The sequence below is a fragment of the Streptomyces sp. NPDC044061 genome, assembly GCF_056434305.1.
Genome location: NZ_JBWKFL010000014.1, coordinates 14,254 through 30,850 on the forward strand (window position 1 = coordinate 14,254; position 16,597 = coordinate 30,850).

General features: G+C 71.7%; 17 protein-coding genes. 15 read left to right on the forward strand and 2 right to left on the reverse strand.

What is annotated here, in order from left to right:
- The first annotated feature begins 8 nt into the window (after positions 1-8).
- The 11 genes from AC07CM_RS23110 to AC07CM_RS23160 all read left to right on the forward strand — a co-directional run bounded on the left by AC07CM_RS23110 (position 9) and on the right by AC07CM_RS23160 (position 11,883).
- Positions 9-1,277 (forward strand): beta-ketoacyl-[acyl-carrier-protein] synthase family protein, encoded by a 1,269-nt coding sequence (locus tag AC07CM_RS23110; RefSeq protein WP_478878331.1) that lies wholly within the window; start codon positions 9-11, stop codon positions 1,275-1,277.
- Complete coding sequence (locus tag AC07CM_RS23115) at positions 1,274-2,491, forward strand: ketosynthase chain-length factor (protein WP_478878332.1); 1,218 nt, start codon at positions 1,274-1,276, stop codon at positions 2,489-2,491. The genes AC07CM_RS23110 and AC07CM_RS23115 overlap by 4 nt, the downstream gene beginning before the upstream one ends.
- 52 nt (positions 2,492-2,543) lie before the next feature.
- Positions 2,544-2,813, forward strand: a complete 270-nt coding sequence (locus tag AC07CM_RS23120) for an acyl carrier protein (RefSeq protein WP_478878333.1) — start codon at positions 2,544-2,546, stop codon at positions 2,811-2,813.
- Positions 2,814-2,947: 134 nt separating this feature from the next.
- Positions 2,948-3,733 (forward strand): 3-oxoacyl-ACP reductase FabG, encoded by a 786-nt coding sequence (gene fabG, locus AC07CM_RS23125; protein WP_478878334.1) that lies wholly within the window; start codon positions 2,948-2,950, stop codon positions 3,731-3,733.
- A 40-nt stretch (positions 3,734-3,773) separates the two neighbouring features.
- On the forward strand, positions 3,774-4,709 hold the full coding sequence (locus tag AC07CM_RS23130) for an aromatase/cyclase (protein WP_478878335.1): 936 nt from the start codon (positions 3,774-3,776) through the stop codon (positions 4,707-4,709).
- Between the two features lie 2 nt (positions 4,710-4,711).
- The gene (locus tag AC07CM_RS23135) at positions 4,712-7,036 is read left to right on the forward strand and encodes an SDR family oxidoreductase (RefSeq protein ID WP_478878336.1); all 2,325 of its coding nucleotides are present in this window, start codon (positions 4,712-4,714) and stop codon (positions 7,034-7,036) included.
- 132 nt (positions 7,037-7,168) lie between these two features.
- Positions 7,169-8,587, forward strand: a complete 1,419-nt coding sequence (locus AC07CM_RS23140; RefSeq protein ID WP_478878337.1) for an MFS transporter — start codon at positions 7,169-7,171, stop codon at positions 8,585-8,587.
- A gap of 11 nt (positions 8,588-8,598) precedes the next feature.
- On the forward strand, positions 8,599-9,183 hold the full coding sequence (locus tag AC07CM_RS23145) for an NADPH-dependent FMN reductase (protein WP_478878338.1): 585 nt from the start codon (positions 8,599-8,601) through the stop codon (positions 9,181-9,183).
- A 199-nt stretch (positions 9,184-9,382) separates the two neighbouring features.
- On the forward strand, positions 9,383-10,948 hold the full coding sequence (locus AC07CM_RS23150; protein ID WP_478878339.1) for an acyl-CoA carboxylase subunit beta: 1,566 nt from the start codon (positions 9,383-9,385) through the stop codon (positions 10,946-10,948).
- 68 nt (positions 10,949-11,016) lie between these two features.
- On the forward strand, positions 11,017-11,271 hold the full coding sequence (locus AC07CM_RS23155; RefSeq protein WP_478878340.1) for an acyl-CoA carboxylase subunit epsilon: 255 nt from the start codon (positions 11,017-11,019) through the stop codon (positions 11,269-11,271).
- 63 nt (positions 11,272-11,334) lie between these two features.
- Entirely contained in the window at positions 11,335-11,883 is a 549-nt protein-coding gene (locus AC07CM_RS23160; RefSeq protein ID WP_478878341.1) for a nuclear transport factor 2 family protein, read from the forward strand.
- Between the two features lie 91 nt (positions 11,884-11,974).
- On the opposite strand, the gene AC07CM_RS23165 is transcribed toward AC07CM_RS23160, so the two are convergent.
- Positions 11,975-12,853, reverse strand: coding sequence for an SCO6745 family protein (locus AC07CM_RS23165; protein ID WP_478878554.1), 879 nt, complete (start codon positions 12,851-12,853; stop codon positions 11,975-11,977).
- A gap of 138 nt (positions 12,854-12,991) precedes the next feature.
- Here AC07CM_RS23165 and AC07CM_RS23170 point away from each other — a divergent pair, with 138 nt between their 5' ends.
- The 4 genes from AC07CM_RS23170 (at position 12,992) to AC07CM_RS23185 (ending at position 16,111) form a co-directional block, all read left to right on the forward strand.
- The gene (locus AC07CM_RS23170; RefSeq protein ID WP_478878342.1) at positions 12,992-13,963 is read left to right on the forward strand and encodes an alpha/beta hydrolase; all 972 of its coding nucleotides are present in this window, start codon (positions 12,992-12,994) and stop codon (positions 13,961-13,963) included.
- Positions 13,960-14,085 (forward strand): hypothetical protein, encoded by a 126-nt coding sequence (locus AC07CM_RS23175; RefSeq protein WP_478878343.1) that lies wholly within the window; start codon positions 13,960-13,962, stop codon positions 14,083-14,085. The genes AC07CM_RS23170 and AC07CM_RS23175 overlap by 4 nt, the downstream gene beginning before the upstream one ends.
- 100 nt (positions 14,086-14,185) lie before the next feature.
- Positions 14,186-15,376 carry an MFS transporter gene (locus AC07CM_RS23180; RefSeq protein WP_478878555.1) on the forward strand — a complete coding sequence of 397 codons (1,191 nt, stop codon included), beginning with the start codon at positions 14,186-14,188 and terminating at the stop codon, positions 15,374-15,376.
- Between the two features lie 141 nt (positions 15,377-15,517).
- On the forward strand, positions 15,518-16,111 hold the full coding sequence (locus AC07CM_RS23185) for an NADPH-dependent FMN reductase (RefSeq protein WP_478878344.1): 594 nt from the start codon (positions 15,518-15,520) through the stop codon (positions 16,109-16,111).
- Positions 16,112-16,115: 4 nt separating this feature from the next.
- Here the strand turns inward: AC07CM_RS23185 and soxR are convergent, their stop codons facing one another.
- The gene (gene soxR / locus AC07CM_RS23190) at positions 16,116-16,577 is read right to left on the reverse strand and encodes a redox-sensitive transcriptional activator SoxR (protein WP_478878345.1); all 462 of its coding nucleotides are present in this window, start codon (positions 16,575-16,577) and stop codon (positions 16,116-16,118) included.
- Between the last annotated feature and the right edge of the window lie 20 nt (positions 16,578-16,597).

A 16,597-nucleotide genomic window follows, 5' to 3' on the forward strand; every position in this document is an offset into this window, starting at 1 on the left:
GCTCACTCGTGGGCCGCCGTGTAGTGATAACGGGAGTCGGGGTGCTGGCGCCGGGCGGTATAGGCGTCAAGAATTTCTGGAATCTGCTGAGCGATGGACGCACGGCGACCAGGGGCATCACCTTCTTCGACCCCACCCAGTTCCGCTCCAGGGTCGCGGCGGAGGCCGACTTCGACCCCGAGCTGCACGGGCTGACTCCGCAGGAGATCCGCCGCATGGACCGCGCCGCCCAGTTCGGCGTGGTGGCTGCGCGTGAGGCGCTCGCCGACAGCGGGCTCGACCTCGCCGGGTTCGACCCGCACCGCACCGGGGTCACCATCGGCAGCGCGGTCGGCGCGACCACCGGACTCGACGACGAGTACCGGGTCGTCAGCGACGACGGCCGTCTCGACCTGGTCGACCACCAGTACGCCCCGCCGCACCTCTACAACTACTTCGTGCCGAGCTCGTTCTCGGCCGAGGTCGCCTGGGCGGTCGGTGCCGAGGGCCCGGCCACCGTGGTGTCCACCGGCTGCACCTCCGGGCTCGACTCGGTCGGTCACGCCGTCGAGCTGATCCGCGAAGGCACCGCCGACGTGATGGTCGCCGGCGCCACCGATGCCCCGATCTCGCCGATCACCATGGCCTGCTTCGACGCGATCAAGGCGACCACGCCGCGCAACGACGATCCCGAGCATGCCTCACGCCCCTTCGACGGCACCCGCAACGGCTTCGTCCTCGGCGAGGGCGCCGCCGTCTTCGTCCTGGAGGAACTCGACAGCGCCCGGCGGCGGGGAGCGCACATCTACGCGGAGATCGCGGGCTACGCCTCCCGCTGCAACGCCTTCCACATGACGGGCCTGCGCCCCGACGGCCGCGAGATGGCCGAGGCGATCAAGGTGGCGCTGGCCGAGGCGCGGATGAACCCCGAAGAACTCGACTACATCAACGCGCACGGCTCCGGGACCAAGCAGAACGACCGCCACGAGACCGCGGCGTTCAAGCTGAGCCTCGGCGAGCACGCCTACCGCACCCCGGTGAGCTCCATCAAGTCGATGGTGGGCCACTCGCTGGGCGCGATCGGCTCGATCGAGATCGCCGCGTCCGTGCTGGCCATGGAGAACAACGTGGTGCCGCCCACGGCGAACCTGCACACCCCCGACCCCGAGTGCGATCTCGACTACGTCCCGCTCGTCGCGCGGGATCAGCTGACCGACGCGGTGCTCACGGTCGGCAGCGGATTCGGCGGGTTCCAGAGCGCGATGGTGCTGGCCCGCCCCGAGAGGAGTGTCTCGTGAGTGCCAGGACAGTCGTCACCGGTGTCGGTGTCGCCACCGCCAACGGGCTCGGCGTGGAGGAATTCTGGTCCGCCACCCGGGTCGGGAAGAACGCCATCGGCCCCATCGCCAGGTTCGACGCCGCGCAGTACCCGGCCCGGCTCGCCGGTGAGATCCGCGGCTTCGAGGTCGGGGACCACCTGCCGAGCAGGCTGATCCCGCAGACCGACCGGATGACCCAGCTCGCCCTGGTCGCCGCCGACTGCGCCTTCGCGGACGCGGACGTGTCGCCCGGCGACATCCCCGAGTACGACATGGGCGTCGTGACGGCCTCCACCTCGGGCGGGTTCGAGTTCGGCCAGAACGAACTCAAGAAGCTGTGGAGCCAGGGCAGTCGGTACGTCAGCGCCTACCAGTCCTTCGCCTGGTTCTACGCGGTCAACAGCGGCCAGATCTCCATCCGCAACGGCATGCGCGGGCCCAGCGGCGTGGTCGTCAGCGATCACGCCGGCGGACTCGACGCCATCGCCCAGGCGCGCCGGCAGATCCGCAAGGGCAGCAAGCTGATCGTCTCGGGCGGCTTCGACGCCTCGGTCTGCCCCTGGGGCTGGGCCGCGCAACTCGCCGGCGGCCGGCTTTCCACCAGCGAGGAGCCCGACCGGGCCTATCTGCCCTTCGACGACAACGCCCAGGGCTACGTGCCCGGCGAGGGCGGCGCGCTGCTGATCCTGGAGGAGGAGCGCACGGCCCGCGAACGCGGCGCGGAGAACATCTACGGCGAGATCGCCGGCTACGGGGCCACCTTCGACCCCAGGCCCGGCAGCGGCCGTGAGCCCGGCCTGCGCCGTGCGATCGAGATCGCGCTCGCCGACGCCGGAGTCGAGGCCGGCGACGTCGACGTGGTGTTCGCGGACGCCGCCGCCACCCCGTCGCTGGACCGCCAGGAGGCCGAGGCCATCGCCGCCGTCTTCGGTCCGTTCGGGGTTCCGGTCACCGCGCCCAAGACGATGATCGGCCGTCTGTACTCGGGCGCCGCCCCGGTGGACGTGGTCTCCGCACTGCTCGCCATCCGCGAGGGGCTGATCCCGCCCACCACCAACGTGGAGCGGTCGACCTCGTACGACATCGACCTGGTGACCGGGCAGCCGCGTACCGCCTCGGCACGCACCGCACTCGTGCTGGCCCGCGGCTACGGCGGCTTCAACTCGGCGCTCGTGGTCCGCGCGACCGACTGACCGCTCCTTCCCCGCGTCCGCCCGGATGCGGCACACCTCATGAAAGGACCCCATGTCCGAGCAGAAGTTCACCCTGGAGGACCTCAAGCGCATCCTGCGTGAGGGCGCCGGCACCGACGAGGGCGTCGACCTCGACGGCGACATCCTCGACACCGACTTCGAGGAGCTGGGCTACGAGTCGCTGGCCCTGCTGGAGACCGGCGGCCGGATCGAGCGCGAGTACGGCATCTCGCTGGACGACGACATCTTCACCGACAACCGCACCCCGCGCAGCCTCGTCGTGGCCATCAACGGGTACCTCCAGGAACTCGTCGCGCCGTAGCCCCACCTGGGCCCCCACCCCCACATCGGCCGCCCCATCCCCGCTCGGGCCGCCTCAGCTCCACCGCGGCCGCCGGCCCCACCCGGCGGCCGCTTCCGTCACCTTGCCCCTCCCCCTTTTGGAGAGAAGAGAACATGCCGCAGCAGGATCAGCGGGTCGCCCTCGTCACCGGTGCCACCAGCGGAATCGGGCTCGCCGTCGCCCGTCTGCTGGCCGCCGGGAACCACCGTGTGTTCATCGGCGCGCGCAACGCCGAGAACGTGGCCCGGACCGTCAAGGAACTCCAGGCCGAGGGCCTGGACGTGGACGGCAGCACCGTCGACGTCCGCTCGGACGACGACGTCGACGCCTTCGTGCAGGCCGCCGTGAACCGTTTCGGAACCGTCGACGTGCTGGTGAACAACGCCGGCCGCAGCGGCGGCGGGGTCACCGCCGACATCGACAGCGAGCTGTGGCACGACGTGATCGACACCAACCTCAACAGCGTCTTCCGGGTCACGAAGGCGGTGCTGAACACCGGCGGCATGCGCACCAAGGACCGGGGCCGCATCATCAACATCGCCTCGACCGCCGGCAAGCAGGGCGTCGTCCTGGGCGCTCCGTACTCGGCCTCCAAGCACGGTGTCGTCGGCTTCACCAAGGCCCTCGGCAACGAGCTGGCCCCGACCGGCATCACCGTCAACGCGGTCTGCCCGGGCTACGTCGAGACGCCGATGGCGCAGCGGGTCAGGCAGGGCTACGCCGCCGCCTACGACGCCACCGAGGAGCAGATCCTGGCGAAGTTCCAGGCGAAGATCCCGCTCGGCCGTTACTCCACGCCGGACGAGGTCGCCGGTCTGGTCGGCTACCTGGCCTCCGACACCGCCGCCTCCATCACCGCGCAGGCCCTCAACGTCTGCGGCGGGCTCGGCAACTTCTGACGGTCCCGTCCAACGCCCTTCGCCCAAGGAGAAGTTCACGATGACGACCCGTGAGGTCGAGCACGAGATCACCGTTGCCGCACCGGCCGAGGCCGTCTACCGGCTCATCGCCGAGGTGCGGAACTGGCCGCGCATCTTCCCGCCCACCATCTACGTCGACCACGTCGAACAGGACGGTGACACCGAGCGCATACGGATCTGGGCCACCGCCAACGGCGAGGCCAAGAACTGGACGTCGCGCCGGATCCTCGACCGGGAGAACCTGCGGATCGAGTTCCGCCAGGAGGTCAGCACCCCGCCGGTCGCCGCCATGGGAGGCACCTGGATCATCGAGCCCCTCTCCGCGACGGAGTCCCGGGTGCGACTGCTGCACGACTACCGGGCCGTCGACGACGATCCCGAGGGTCTGGAGTGGATCGACGAGGCCGTCGACCGCAACTCCCGCTCCGAGCTGGCAGCGCTGAAGAAGAACGTCGAACTCGCCCACGCCGCCGAGGGCCTGACCTTCTCCTTCGAGGACACCGTGCACATCGCGGGTTCCGCCAAGGACGTCTACGACTTCATCGACGAAGCCGACCGGTGGTCCGAGCGGCTGCCGCACGTGGCGACCGTCCGGCTCACGGAGGACACTCCCGGCCTGCAGACACTGGAGATGGACACCCGCGCCAAGGACGGTTCGACGCACACCACCAAGTCGTACCGGGTGACCTTCCCGCACCGGAGGATCGCGTACAAGCAGGTCACCCTGCCGGCGCTGATGACCCTGCACACCGGCTACTGGACGTTCGCCGACACGGAGACCGGCGTCGCCGCCTCCTCGCAGCACACCGTCACGATCAACACCGCGAACATCGCGCGGATTCTGGGCGAGGACGCCACGGTCGAGGACGCCAAGACCTTCGTCCGGGACGCCCTGAGCACCAACAGCCGCGCCACCCTAGGCCACGCCAAGGACTACGCGGAAGCCCGGGCCTGACCATGACCCAGGGCTGCATCACCACTCAGGTGATCGTGGTCGGCGCGGGTCCGGTCGGACTGATGCTCGCCTGCGAGCTGCGGCTCGGAGGCGCGGACGTCGTGGTCCTGGAGCAGCTGACCGAACCGACCACGGAATCGCGGGCCTCCACCCTGCACGCCCGCACCATGGAGATCCTCGACGGGCGGGGCCTGCTGGACCCGCTGGGGAAGATCTCCGACGAGCCGCGCGGTCACTTCGGCGGCCTCCCGTTGGACCTGACCCTTCCCAGCTCCCACCCGGGCCAGTGGAAGGTCCTGCAGACCCGGCTGGAGGAACTGCTGGGGGCCCGGGCCGCAGAGCTGGGCGCGGACGTGCGGCGCGGTCACGAGGTGACCGGGTTGCGGATCACCGATGCCGGGGCCGAGGCGGAGGTGCGCGGCCCGGCCGGGCGGACCCTGCTGCTCCGGGCCCGGTACCTGGTCGGCTGCGACGGCGAGGACAGCGCCGTGCGCCGGCTCGGCGGCTTCGACTTCCCCGGTACCGACGCCGCCCGTGAACTGCTCCGCGCGGACGTGGCGGGCGTTCAGATTCCCAACCGGCGGTTCGAACGGCTGCCTGCGGGACTGGCCATCGCGGCCCGCCGTCCCGACGGCGTGACCCGGGTGATGGTGCACGAGTTCGGTGCCCGGCCGCGGCCCGGCCGGCCGGAGTTCGCCGACGTCGTGGACGCCTGGAAGCGGGTCACCGGTGAGGACCTCGGCGTCGGCACATCGCTGTGGGTGAACTCCTTCGGCGACGCGAACCGTCAGGTCACCGCCTACCGGCGCGGCCCGCTGCTGCTGGCCGGCGACGCCGCCCACCGGCAGATGCCGATCGGCGGCCAGGCCCTCAACCTCGGCCTCCAGGACGCGGTCAACCTCGGCTGGAAACTGGCCGCCCGGGTCACCGGGCGCGTCCCCGACGGCCTGCTGGACACCTATCACACCGAGCGGCATCCGGTCGGTGCCCGGGTGCTCGGCAACATCGCAGCCCAGGCGCGACTGCTGCTCGGCGGCCCCGAGGTCAACGCCCTGCGCGAGGTGCTGGCCGAGCTGATGCCGCTGGAGAACGTCCGAACCCGGCTGGCCGGGATGATCTCCGGACTCGACATCGCGTACGACATGGGTGGCGGCGCCGGCCGGCCGCCGACCGGACAGCGGCTGCTGCCCCGCGAGGCCGCCCTCCGGGGCACCCCCGTGCGCACCGCCGAGCTGCTGCGCACCGGGCAGGGCCTGTTCATCGTGCCGCCCGGTGCCACCGAGCTGTACACCGCGGCAGCGCCCTGGGCGGAGCTGGTGCGCACCGTGGACGGCGGCCCCGGGGACACCGAGGCCCTGCTCGTGCGGCCCGACGGCTACGTGGCCTGGGCAGGCACCGGCGCCGCGCAGGGCACGGCGGCGCTGCGGCGCTGGTTCGGCGAGCCCTCCGCCGCGGGACCCGACACCGCCGGACCTGTCACCGCCGGATCCGTCACCGCCGTCGTGGGTCCGGCGCGCGTGGCCCGGACGTCCGCCCCCGTAACCCCGAAGAACTGGAGAACCGACATGGCTAAGCTCACGGGCAGGACCGCGCTGGTCACCGGCGCGAGCCGCGGCATGGGACGCGCCACCGCCCTGCGGCTGGCGGCCGAGGGTGCACTGGTCGCCGTGCACTACACCAGCAGCGAGGACGCCGCGGCCGACGTGGTCGAGACGATCGAGAAGGACGGCGGCCGTGCCTTCACCGTCCGCGCCGAACTGGGCGTCCCCGGCGACGTCCACGAGCTCTTCCTCGGTCTGGAGGAGGGGCTGCGCGAACGGACCGGCTCCACCGATCTCGACATCCTGGTCAACAACGCGGGCGTGATGGGCGGCGTCAAGCCGGAGGACACCACGCCGGAGACGTTCGACCGGATCTTCGCGGTCAACGCCAAGGCGCCGTTCTTCCTCGTCCAGCGGGCCCTGAAGAACCTGCGGGACGGCGGACGCGTCATCAACATCTCCTCCGGACTGACGCGCGTCGCGAACCCGGACGAGATCGCCTACGCCATGACCAAGGGCGCCGTCGAACAGCTGACGCTGCACTTCGCCAAGCACCTCGGACCGCGCCGCATCACCGTCAACAGCGTCGCGCCGGGCATCACCCGCAACGGCAACCCGGTCTTCGACATCCCCGAGGCGGTCGAGCAGATGGCGCAGCTGTCCGCCTTCGGCCGGGTCGGCGAGCCCGAGGACATCGCCGACGTGGTGGCCTTCCTCGCCACCGACGAGGCCCGCTGGATCACCGGTGCCTTCATCGACGCCACCGGCGGCACCCTACTGGGCTGACCAGCCCGGCACCCCGACCGGCCGGCCACGGACATCCCCCGACGTGGCCGGCCAACCTTCCCCACCCGGCCGCCGAGGCCGCCGCCGAAGCGGCCGGGCGCCCCTCGACCACCCTTCCGGCGGAGCGGGACCATGACCTTTTCGACGCACACGCGCACCACCACCCCGTCCGACGGCCGCCTCTCACCGGCCCTGTGGGGCCTGCTCTTCGTGCTCGCGGGCAACATGCTGATCGACGCCCTGGAGGTGTCCGTCGCCCTCGTGGCCCTGCCCGACATCGGCACGGACCTGGGGCTCGCCCCCACCCAGCTCCAGTGGGTGATCAGCGGATTCGCCGCAGGTTTCGGTTCACTGCTGCTGTTCGGTGGCCGCGTCGTCGCGATCCTCGGCCGGAGGCCCGTCTACCTGGCCGCCCTCCTGGTCTTCGCCGCGGCCTCCCTGGCCGGCGCCCTCGCCGAGGGCCCGGAACTGCTCATCGCCACCCGGTTCGTCAAGGGATTCTGCGCCGCGCTCACCGCGCCCACCGGGCTCGCGATCATCGTGTCGGCGTTCCCGGAGGGCCCCGCCCGCAGCCGGGCGATCTCGGTCTACTCCCTGTTCGGCGCGGGCGGATTCGCCACCGGCCTGCTGGTCTCCGGGTTTCTCACCGGGATCGGCTGGCGCTGGACGTTCGCCTTCCCGGCCCCGGTCGCGCTGCTGCTGTTCCTCGCCGCCCTGCGTCTGGTCCCCGCCGAAGCCGCGGGCCGCGCCAGGCCGCGCCGCTACGACGTGGCAGGCGCCCTCACCCTCGCGGCCACGTGCCTGTGCCTCGTCCTGGCGATCAGCTGCGGACCGCGGGCGGGCTGGAACGACCCGCGCACCCTCGGCGGGTTCGCCCTGGCCGCGGTCTTCGCCCTCGCGCACGTACGGGTGGAACGGACGTCCCCGGAACCCCTGCTCCACCTGGACCTCCTTCGGTACGGGACCCTGGTGCGTTCGGCGCTCGGCGCCGCGGCGCTCAACGGCTCGTATCTGAGCCTGCTCCTGCTGAGCACCCTCCAACTGCAGCAGCGCGCCGGGCTCAGCCCCCTGCAGACCGGACTCGCCTTCCTGCCGGCGAGTGCACCGCTCGTACTCAGCGCCCTGTTCTCCGGCCGGATGGCCGCCCGGTTCGGCGCCGCCCGGCTGATCGCCGCCGGTGCCGCCGCCGCGCCGCTGGGCTATCTGCTCTACCCCGGTGACACCCGCACCCAGCTTCGGTACGCGACGGATGTGCTGCCCACGATGCTGCTGCTCGGCGCCGCGTTCGTCCTCGCCTTCGCCGCCTTCCACATCCAGGCCACCGCGGCCGTTCCGGCACACCGTCAGGCGGAGGCGAGCGGGCTGTACCAGACCGCCGTCCAGCTGGGGGCCGCACTGGCCGTCGCCCTGACCGCCGCGGTGTGCGCCTGCGCGGGCCACCGCCCGGCGCTGTGGCTGGTCATCGCCATCGGCCTGGCCGGTCTCCTCGTCGCCCTGCCGGGCCTGCGCCGCACCCACCGACCTTCCACCCCCTCCACCAGCACCACCTGAAAGGAAGCCCGATGACCAACGGACCCCTGCGCCTCGCGCTGATCAACAGCAGTGTTCGCGAGGGCCGCTTCGGCCCCGTGGTCGGCAACTGGTTCGCCGCCCAGGCAGCCGGACGCCCCGACCTGACGGTCGACGTGATCGACCTGGCGGACCACGAGCTGCCGCACGCGCTGTCGTTCAACCCGGCCCCGGCGGCCGCCGAGGCGCTGGCCCAGGTGTCACCGCGCCTCGCGGAAGCCGACGCGTTCGTCGTCGTGACGCCCGAGTACAACCACAGCTTCCCGGCCTCGGTCAAGCAGTTGATCGACTGGCACTCCGTCCAGTGGCGCGCGAAGCCGGTCGGCTTCGTCTCCTACGGCGGTCTCTCCGGCGGTCTGCGCGCGGTGGAGCAGCTGCGGCCCGTCTTCGCCGAGTTGCACGCGGTCACGGTGCGCGACGTCGTCAGCTTCCACAACGCCTGGGAGCAGTTCGGGCCGGACGGCAGCCCGAAGGACGAGACGGGCCCGGCGGGCGCCGCCAAGGTCCTCCTCGACCAGCTCGTGTGGTGGGGCACCGCCCTGCGTGAGGCGCGTACCCGGAACCCGTACCAGGCCTGATGCGGCGAGCACACCGGGCGGGGCACCGCGCCCCGCCCGGTGCCCCGCCGAACGCCCCGCCCCGTGCTGCCTTGTCCAGTTCTGTCCCGCCCGCCCGCCGCTCCCTCGTCCTCCGTTGCCTCCCGCGTCAGCGGACCCCGGTGCCCACCCCCGCAGGGCCGCCGCCCGACCACCGACCCAGAAAGGGTGTGACCACACCATGCCTGCAGCGCACGAGACGATCCAGTCCCGCATCGACGAGCTGGCCGAGATCAAGGAGTCCGCGCGGTGCGGTCCGGACCCCGCAGCCACCGAACGTCAGCACGCGAGGGGCAAGCTGACGGCCCATGAGCGCGTCGCGCTCCTGCTGGACAAGGGGTCCTTCAACGAGGTCGAACCCCTGCGCCGGCACCGGGCATCCGGCTTCGGCCTGGAGCACAGGAAGCCCTACAGCGACGGCGTCGTCACCGGCTGGGGCACGGTCCACGGCCGTACCGTCTTCGTCTACGCCCACGACTTCCGGATCTTCGGCGGCGCGCTGGGCGAGGCGCACGCCGAGAAGATCCACAAGGTGATGGACCTGGCGGAGGCCGCCGGCGCCCCGCTGGTCTCGCTCAACGACGGGGCCGGTGCCCGCATCCAGGAAGGCGTCTCGGCGCTGGCCGGCTACGGCGGCATCTTCCAGCGCAACACCCGGGCCTCGGGCGTCATCCCCCAGATCAGCGTCATGCTCGGTCCGTGCGCGGGCGGCGCGGCCTACTCCCCCGCGCTCACCGACTTCGTGTTCATGGTCCGCGACACCTCGCAGATGTTCATCACCGGCCCCGACGTCGTCAAGGCGGTCACCGGTGAGGAGATCACACAGAACGGCCTGGGTGGCGCCGATGTCCACGCGGGCACGTCGGGCGTGGCCCATTTCGCCTACGACGACGAGGAACAGTGCATCGAGGACGTGCGCTACCTGCTGTCGCTGCTGCCGGCCAACAACCGTGAGCTGGCGCCCGTGGTGCGCTCCGAGGACCCTGCCGACCGGCTCACCGAAGCCCTCCTGGACCTCGTCCCGGCCGAAGCGGGGCGGTCGTACGACATCCGGCGTGTCATCGAGGAAGTCGTCGACGACGGCGAGTACTTCGAGGTGCACCCTGCCTGGGCGCCCAACATCGTCTGCGCCCTGACCCGCCTCGACGGCCATGTGGTCGGCTTCGTCGCCAACCAGCCCGCCTCCATGGCGGGCGTGCTGGACATCGAGGCGTCCGAGAAGGCGGCGCGTTTCGTGCAGTTCTGCGACGCCTTCAACATTCCGCTGGTGACGCTGGTGGACGTACCCGGCTTCCTGCCGGGCGTGGACCAGGAGCACAACGGGATCATCCGGCGCGGCGCGAAGCTGCTGTACGCGTACTGCAACGCCACCGTGCCCCGGATCTCTCTGGTGCTGCGCAAGGCGTACGGCGGCGCGTACATCGTCATGGACTCCCGTTCCATCGGAGCCGACCTCGCGCTGGCCTGGCCCACCAACGAGATCGCCGTGATGGGTGCCGAGGGCGCTGCCAACGTCATCTTCCGCCGGGAGATCAACGCGGCGGCCGACCCCGACGCGGTCCGCGCACAGAAGATCAAGGAGTACCAGGACGAGCTGATGCACCCCTACTACGCGGCCGAACGCGGTCTGATCGACGACGTCATCGACCCGCGCGAGACCCGCTCGGTGCTGATCCGCTCGCTGGAGATGCTGCGCGCCAAGCACGCCGACCTGCCCTCCCGCAAGCACGGCAACCCCCCGCAGTGACAGAAGCGACAGCAGTGACAGTGACAGGAGTGTCAGAAGTGCCAGGAGGAGTGACAGGAGTGACAGGAGTGGCGGAAGCGCAGGCAGGCGCGGCGACCGGGACAGGCTCCCTTCTCGACGCGGCAGGCGCCGTCCGCGTCGAGAAGGGGACGCCCACGGAGGAGGAACTGGCCGCGCTCATCGCGGTTCTGCTGTCCCGCTCGGCCGGGACGGCGGCCGAGGAGGACGTGTCCCCGGCGCCGCCCCGCTGGCGTCGGCCCGAGCAGGCCGCCGGCCACCGCACCCCGCGCAGCTGGCGGGCGGCCCGTGCCCTGTGGAGCTGAGAGCGCCCGCGGGGACAGCCGGAACGACACGAAGCGTCATCGACACCGAAAGAGGGGCACTGCGTGACCACGACCTTGGAAGGACTGGCAGAGGAACTTGCGACCGAGTCGGCGGTGCTTCGCCACCAGGTGGGCGAGTTCAGTGAGCTGGCGGTGCTTCGCCGCCAGGTTCGCGAGCTCACGGACCGGGCCGCGATCAGTGAGCTGATCGACCGCTATGTGGTTCTGCTGGACACCCAGGACGAGAACGGTTTCGACGAGTCCTGGCCCGGCACCGTCTTCACCGAGGACGTGCGGCTGCACTTCCCCATCGGCACCCACGAGGGGATCGCGGGCGTGGCGGAGTTCCACCTCGCGGCCAAGCAGAAGTTCGACAGGACCCTGCACCTGAGCGCGAACCATGCCGTCCGCCTCGACGGAGACCGGGCGCAGGTCAGGTTCCATCTGATCGCGACCCATGTGCACCACGACAGCGGGGCGCCGCTCTTCGACATCGGTGGCCACTACACGGGCGAGGCCGTGCGCACGACGGCCGGCTGGCGGTTCCGGGAGTGGGGCTTCCACCTCACCTGGGCGTCGGGTCCCGGTCCGGACGGCAAGCCCGTCATGTGAATCGCCTCCGGCGGCCACTTCGCCGCCCCACCCGGCAAGGGCGCCGGCGGCGGGAGCCCGGTGCTCCCCCCGGCCGGCGCCCGGCGGGCCGTCAGCGCCCGGCGAAGATCTGCAGCAGTTCCGCGGGGAAGGCGCCCGTCGCAGCGGCAGTGCCGGCGACGACGCCCGCCAGCTCGGTCAGCCGGGTCACGCCGGTGAGCCCCAGGGCCTCGTACGGAGCCCGGTCCAGCCGGTCCGTCTCGTCCTCGATGTCCTCGCGCAGCCGCACCCCCGCCGCCGTCAGGCGCCCCTCGGCGTCCATCAGGCCGCGGACGCGCAGCCGGTCCTCGGCGCCGGCCCAGTCCTCCTCCGTCCAGCCCCGCTTGCTCATGACGATCTCCTTCGGCATGCCGCTGCTGCTCGCCGAGTGGGAGACCAGGGCGTCGATGCCGCCGAGTTCGGCGGTCTGCAGCGCCGCGATGTGGCAGTCGCCGCGGTGCTCGCGCAGCAGCGTGGCGGCGTACCACAGCGCCAGGTGCGGCTCCTCGGGCACCGGCTGGTCGGCGTGGGCGGAGTACATCGGACGCCCTGCCCGGACGCCCGCGCGGGCGGCCCGCAGGGCCAGCTCTGCGGCCTCGGCCATCTCCGGACCGGTGACGAGGGATTCGCCCAGATGGCGGCGGAGTGTGGCGTCGGCCGCGCGCAACCTCAGCTCCAGGACGATGGTGGGGGAGGCCTGGGTCCACACCCACGGGATGTGCCGGGCGATCAGCTCGTGCCGGAAGCCGTAGAACGCGGCCGTGACCACGCCGGGACCCACCGGTCCCAGGGCAGCGGAACGGCCCGCCAGATAGACGGCCATCGAGTCGTCGATGCCGTGGTCGGCCAGCCCGATTTCGAGGTCGGGGGAGAAGTAGACGGTCGAGTGCAGCGAGTTGAGGGTGTCCTGGCAGCGTCGCCCGACCTGCGCAGGCAGCGGGGTGATGGTCATGGTCATGTCGGTGACGCTATCGGCGGACATCAGCCACTAGAAGTGGATTAACCAACACATATAGAAATTCCCGCATATCTAACCTGAACTTATCGTATTTCACCGTCCCACCCCTCTTTCCGAAACAGGAAGAACACCATGACGCTGCCTGTATCGCCTGAGGGCTCGCCAGTTCACGACATCGTCCTCGACGCGGCGGGCGTCCCGATCTCCGCGCTGCTCGCCGAGCCGCGGCAGACACCGCCCCGCGCGACCGTGGTCGCCGTTCACGGCGGCGGAATGAGCGCGGGCTACTTCGACAGCCGGGCCCGGCCCGGGCACTCGCTCCTGGCACTCGGAGCCCAGCTCGGGTACACCGTGCTCGCGGTGGACCGCCCCGGCTACGGCCACTCGGCCCTCCAGCTGCCCGACGGGCAGGCCGTGCACGACCAGGCGGCCACCCTGCACGCCGCGCTGGCCCACTTCGCCGCCCGCCACGACACCGGCGCGGGCCTCTTCCTCCTTGCCCACTCCAACGGCGGCAAGCTGGCACTGGCCGCCGCCGCCCGGGACGACAGCGCACTGCTCGGCCTCGACATCTCCGGACTGGGCAGCCGCCTCGCCGTGGAGCGGCACCAGCTGCCCGGCCCGGACGGGCACGGAGACTGGCGCCGGCACTGGGGCGCCCTGCGGCTCTACCCGCCGGACGCCTTCCGGCTCAGCGGCGCCCTCGTACGGCCCGTTCCGCTCGAGGAGGCGCGTGAGGGACCGCTGTGGCCGGAGCTGTACCCCGACATCGCCGCGCGGGTCCCGGTACCGGTCCGCTTCACGTTCGCCGAGCACGAGCGGTGGTGGCGGTTCGACGAGGAGGCCGTCGCTGCCCTGAGGGAGCCGCTGGCCGCACCGAGGGTGACCGTCGACATCCAGCCGGATGCCGGGCACAACATCAGCCTCGGCTGGGCGGCCCGCACCTACCACCTGCGTGCCCTGGGCTTCCTCGAGGAGTGCCTCCTCGCCCGGGACGCCGCGCCGCCCAGCCGCGGACCGCAGCCTCCCGGCCCGGCGCCCCTCTCCCGCGGGCCCGCGGTGACCGTTCGGACCCGACCGCTCGCGAAAGGAAGGCAGACGTGAGTCACGACGTTCTCGTGGAGGGGCAGCGGGCCCTCGAGGAGCCCGACACCCGACGGCCCGCGCTGCTCGCCGGGGAAGAAGGGGAGACCCCTGACCAGTACATCTTCCGTGGCATCGACTGAGCCGCAGCAGACCGGGCCGCGCGGCGGCGGGGAGCGGACGGGGCCGCCCGGCGGCGGGAGAACGGCGGCGAAGCGTGCCTTCGCCGGCGTCTTCCGGTCCCTGACGGTTCGCAACTTCCGCCTCTTCGCCACCGGCCAGATCGTCTCCGTGGCCGGCACCTGGATGATGGTCGTCGCCCAGGACTGGCTGGTGCTCTCCCTCACCGGTGACTCGGGCGCTGCCCTGGGCGTGGTGACGGCCCTTCAGTTCGCCCCGCTGCTCCTGCTCACGCTCTATGCCGGAGCGGTCGCCGACCGGTACGACAAGCGCCTGCTGCTGACGGTGGTGAATCTCGCCTCGGCCACCCTCGCCGTGCTGCTCGCGGTCCTGGTCCTGACCGGCCGGGTACGGTTGTGGCACGTCGGTCTGTTCGCGCTCGGCCTCGGTGTGGTCAACGCGTTCGAGGTGCCCGCCAGGATGGCGTTCGTCAGCGAGCTGGTCGGCGCCCCACTGCTGCCGAACGCGTCCGCGCTGAGCGCCGCGTACTTCAACTCGGCACGGGTCGTGGGACCGGCGGCGGCCGGACTGCTCGTCCAGTGCTTCGGCACCGGCTGGGTGATGCTGCTCAACGCGGCGAGCTATCCGGCGACCGTTCTCGCGCTGCGGATGATGCGCCCCGGTGAGTTGCACCGCGCCGAGTGCCGGCCGGAGCGCGCACCGGTGCGGGAGGGCATCCGCCATCTGACGGCGCGGCGGGACCTGGTGCTGCCGATGGTGCTCGTCGGCGTGGTCGGCATGCTGGGGTTCACCTTCCAGCTCACCCTGCCACTGCTCGCCAAGACGGTCTTCCACGCCGACGCCGCGGCCTTCGGCCTGCTGACGGCGTCGCTCGCGGTCGGCTCGCTGGCCGCGGCCCTCGCCACGACGCTGCGCCGCGGCCGGCCCGCCTTCACCCTGGTCACCTCGGCAGCGGCCGTGTTCGGAATCCTGGAGACCCTGGTGGGTCTTGCGCCGACCCCGACCACCGCCGCGGTGCTGCTGTGCTGCACAGGCTTCGCGTCGGTGTTCTTCGCGCAGGCGGCCAACCACCGGATCCAGCTGGGCACCGATTCTCTGTACCGCGGCCGGGTGATGGCCCTCTACACCCTGGTGTTCCAGGGCACCACCCCGCTCGGGGCGCTGCTCGTCGGTTTCCTCACCGGCCACTTCGGCGCCCGCGCCGGGCTGCTCCTCGGCGGTACCGCCTCGCTGCTGGCGGCCACAGCCGTCGGCTGGGCGGACCACAGGGGTGTGCGGACGGCCGGGACGTGACGGGCCGCCGCAGTCCATGGCGTGGCGTGGCCTGAACATGGCATCCCGGGCCGAGCGCGCTTGACCTGAACTTCGGTTCAGCTCTTAGCCTCGACCCGAGTCGATCAACCGGTCGGCTCCCTAAGGCCCTTGGGAGCACTCATGTCCGAACAGCCGCTGCGTATCGCCGTCATCCTGGGAAGCGACCGGGACGGCCGCTTCGGCCCCGTCGTCGCCAAGTGGTTCACCGAGCGCGTGCACGAGCACACGGGAACCGAGCCGGACCTGATCGACCTGAAGGAGGTCGGTCTGCCCACGTCCCTTCCCGCGTTCGGCGCGCAGCCGGAGGGAGACGTCGCTGCTGCCGCCGGGGCGGTGCGCGAACGCCTGCGCGCGGCCGACGCCTTCGTGGTCGTCACCCCCGAGTACAACCACAGTTACCCGGCCTCGGTGAAGAACATCATCGACTGGCACAACCCCGAGTGGCACGCCAAGCCCGTCGGTTTCGTCTCCTACGGCGGCCTGTCCGGCGGCCTGCGCGCGGTCGAGCACCTGCGCCCGGTCTTCTCCGAAGTGCACGCGACCACCGTCCGGGACACCGTCAGCTTCCACAACGTGTGGTCCCAGTTCGACGGCGAGGGCAGGCCCACCGAGCCGGAGGGCTGCAACACCGCGGCCAAGCTGCTGATCGACCGGCTGCAGTGGTGGGGTCTGGCGCTCCAGGAGGCGCGTGCCAAGAGCCCCTACGCGGTCTGACCGATCACGGACCGGCGAGCCGGCGGGCCCCCGGGCCCTCCTGGCTCAGGGTGTCCCCGGGGTTGGCGAGGGCACAGCTGCCCAGCGACATGCAGCCGCAGCCGATGCACTCCGCGAGCCGGTCCCGCAGGCCCTCCAGCCGCCGGATGCGGGCACTGAGGTCGTCGTGCCAGCAGTGCGAGATCCGCGCCCAGTCCTCCTCCGTGGGCGTCCTTCCCTCCGGCAGCAGGCCGAGCACCGCCTTGACCTCCGACAGCGGGATGCCCAGTTGCTGCGACATCCGTATGAAGGTGACCCGGCGCAGCGCGTCCCTCGGATAGCGGCGCTGGTTGCCGGCGGTGCGCTCGCTGGCGAGCAGAGCGCGGCGCTCGTAGAAGCGGAGGGTGGAGATGGGCACGCCACTGCGTGCCGCGAGTTCGCCGATGGTGAGCTGGGCCGGCTGTGGTGCGGGCGGAGGCGTCTTCATGGGGAACCTGGGGGTGCGAG

What these genes read in the sequence shown, in the direction of transcription:
- AC07CM_RS23120 (WP_478878333.1), top strand. Translation starts at nt 2,544, where the DNA reads ATGTCCGAGCAGAAGTTCACCCTGGAGGACCTCAAGCGCATCCTGCGT.
- AC07CM_RS23140 (WP_478878337.1), top strand. Translation starts at nt 7,169, where the DNA reads ATGACCTTTTCGACGCACACGCGCACCACCACCCCGTCCGACGGCCGC.
- AC07CM_RS23135 (WP_478878336.1), top strand. Translation starts at nt 4,712, where the DNA reads ATGACCCAGGGCTGCATCACCACTCAGGTGATCGTGGTCGGCGCGGGT.
- AC07CM_RS23130 (WP_478878335.1), top strand. Translation starts at nt 3,774, where the DNA reads ATGACGACCCGTGAGGTCGAGCACGAGATCACCGTTGCCGCACCGGCC.
- AC07CM_RS23185 (WP_478878344.1), top strand. Translation starts at nt 15,518, where the DNA reads ATGTCCGAACAGCCGCTGCGTATCGCCGTCATCCTGGGAAGCGACCGG.
- AC07CM_RS23150 (WP_478878339.1), top strand. Translation starts at nt 9,383, where the DNA reads ATGCCTGCAGCGCACGAGACGATCCAGTCCCGCATCGACGAGCTGGCC.
- fabG (WP_478878334.1), top strand. Translation starts at nt 2,948, where the DNA reads ATGCCGCAGCAGGATCAGCGGGTCGCCCTCGTCACCGGTGCCACCAGC.
- AC07CM_RS23170 (WP_478878342.1), top strand. Translation starts at nt 12,992, where the DNA reads ATGACGCTGCCTGTATCGCCTGAGGGCTCGCCAGTTCACGACATCGTC.
- AC07CM_RS23145 (WP_478878338.1), top strand. Translation starts at nt 8,599, where the DNA reads ATGACCAACGGACCCCTGCGCCTCGCGCTGATCAACAGCAGTGTTCGC.
- AC07CM_RS23165 (WP_478878554.1), bottom strand. Translation starts at nt 12,853, where the DNA reads ATGACCATCACCCCGCTGCCTGCGCAGGTCGGGCGACGCTGCCAGGAC.
- soxR (WP_478878345.1), bottom strand. Translation starts at nt 16,577, where the DNA reads ATGAAGACGCCTCCGCCCGCACCACAGCCGGCCCAGCTCACCATCGGC.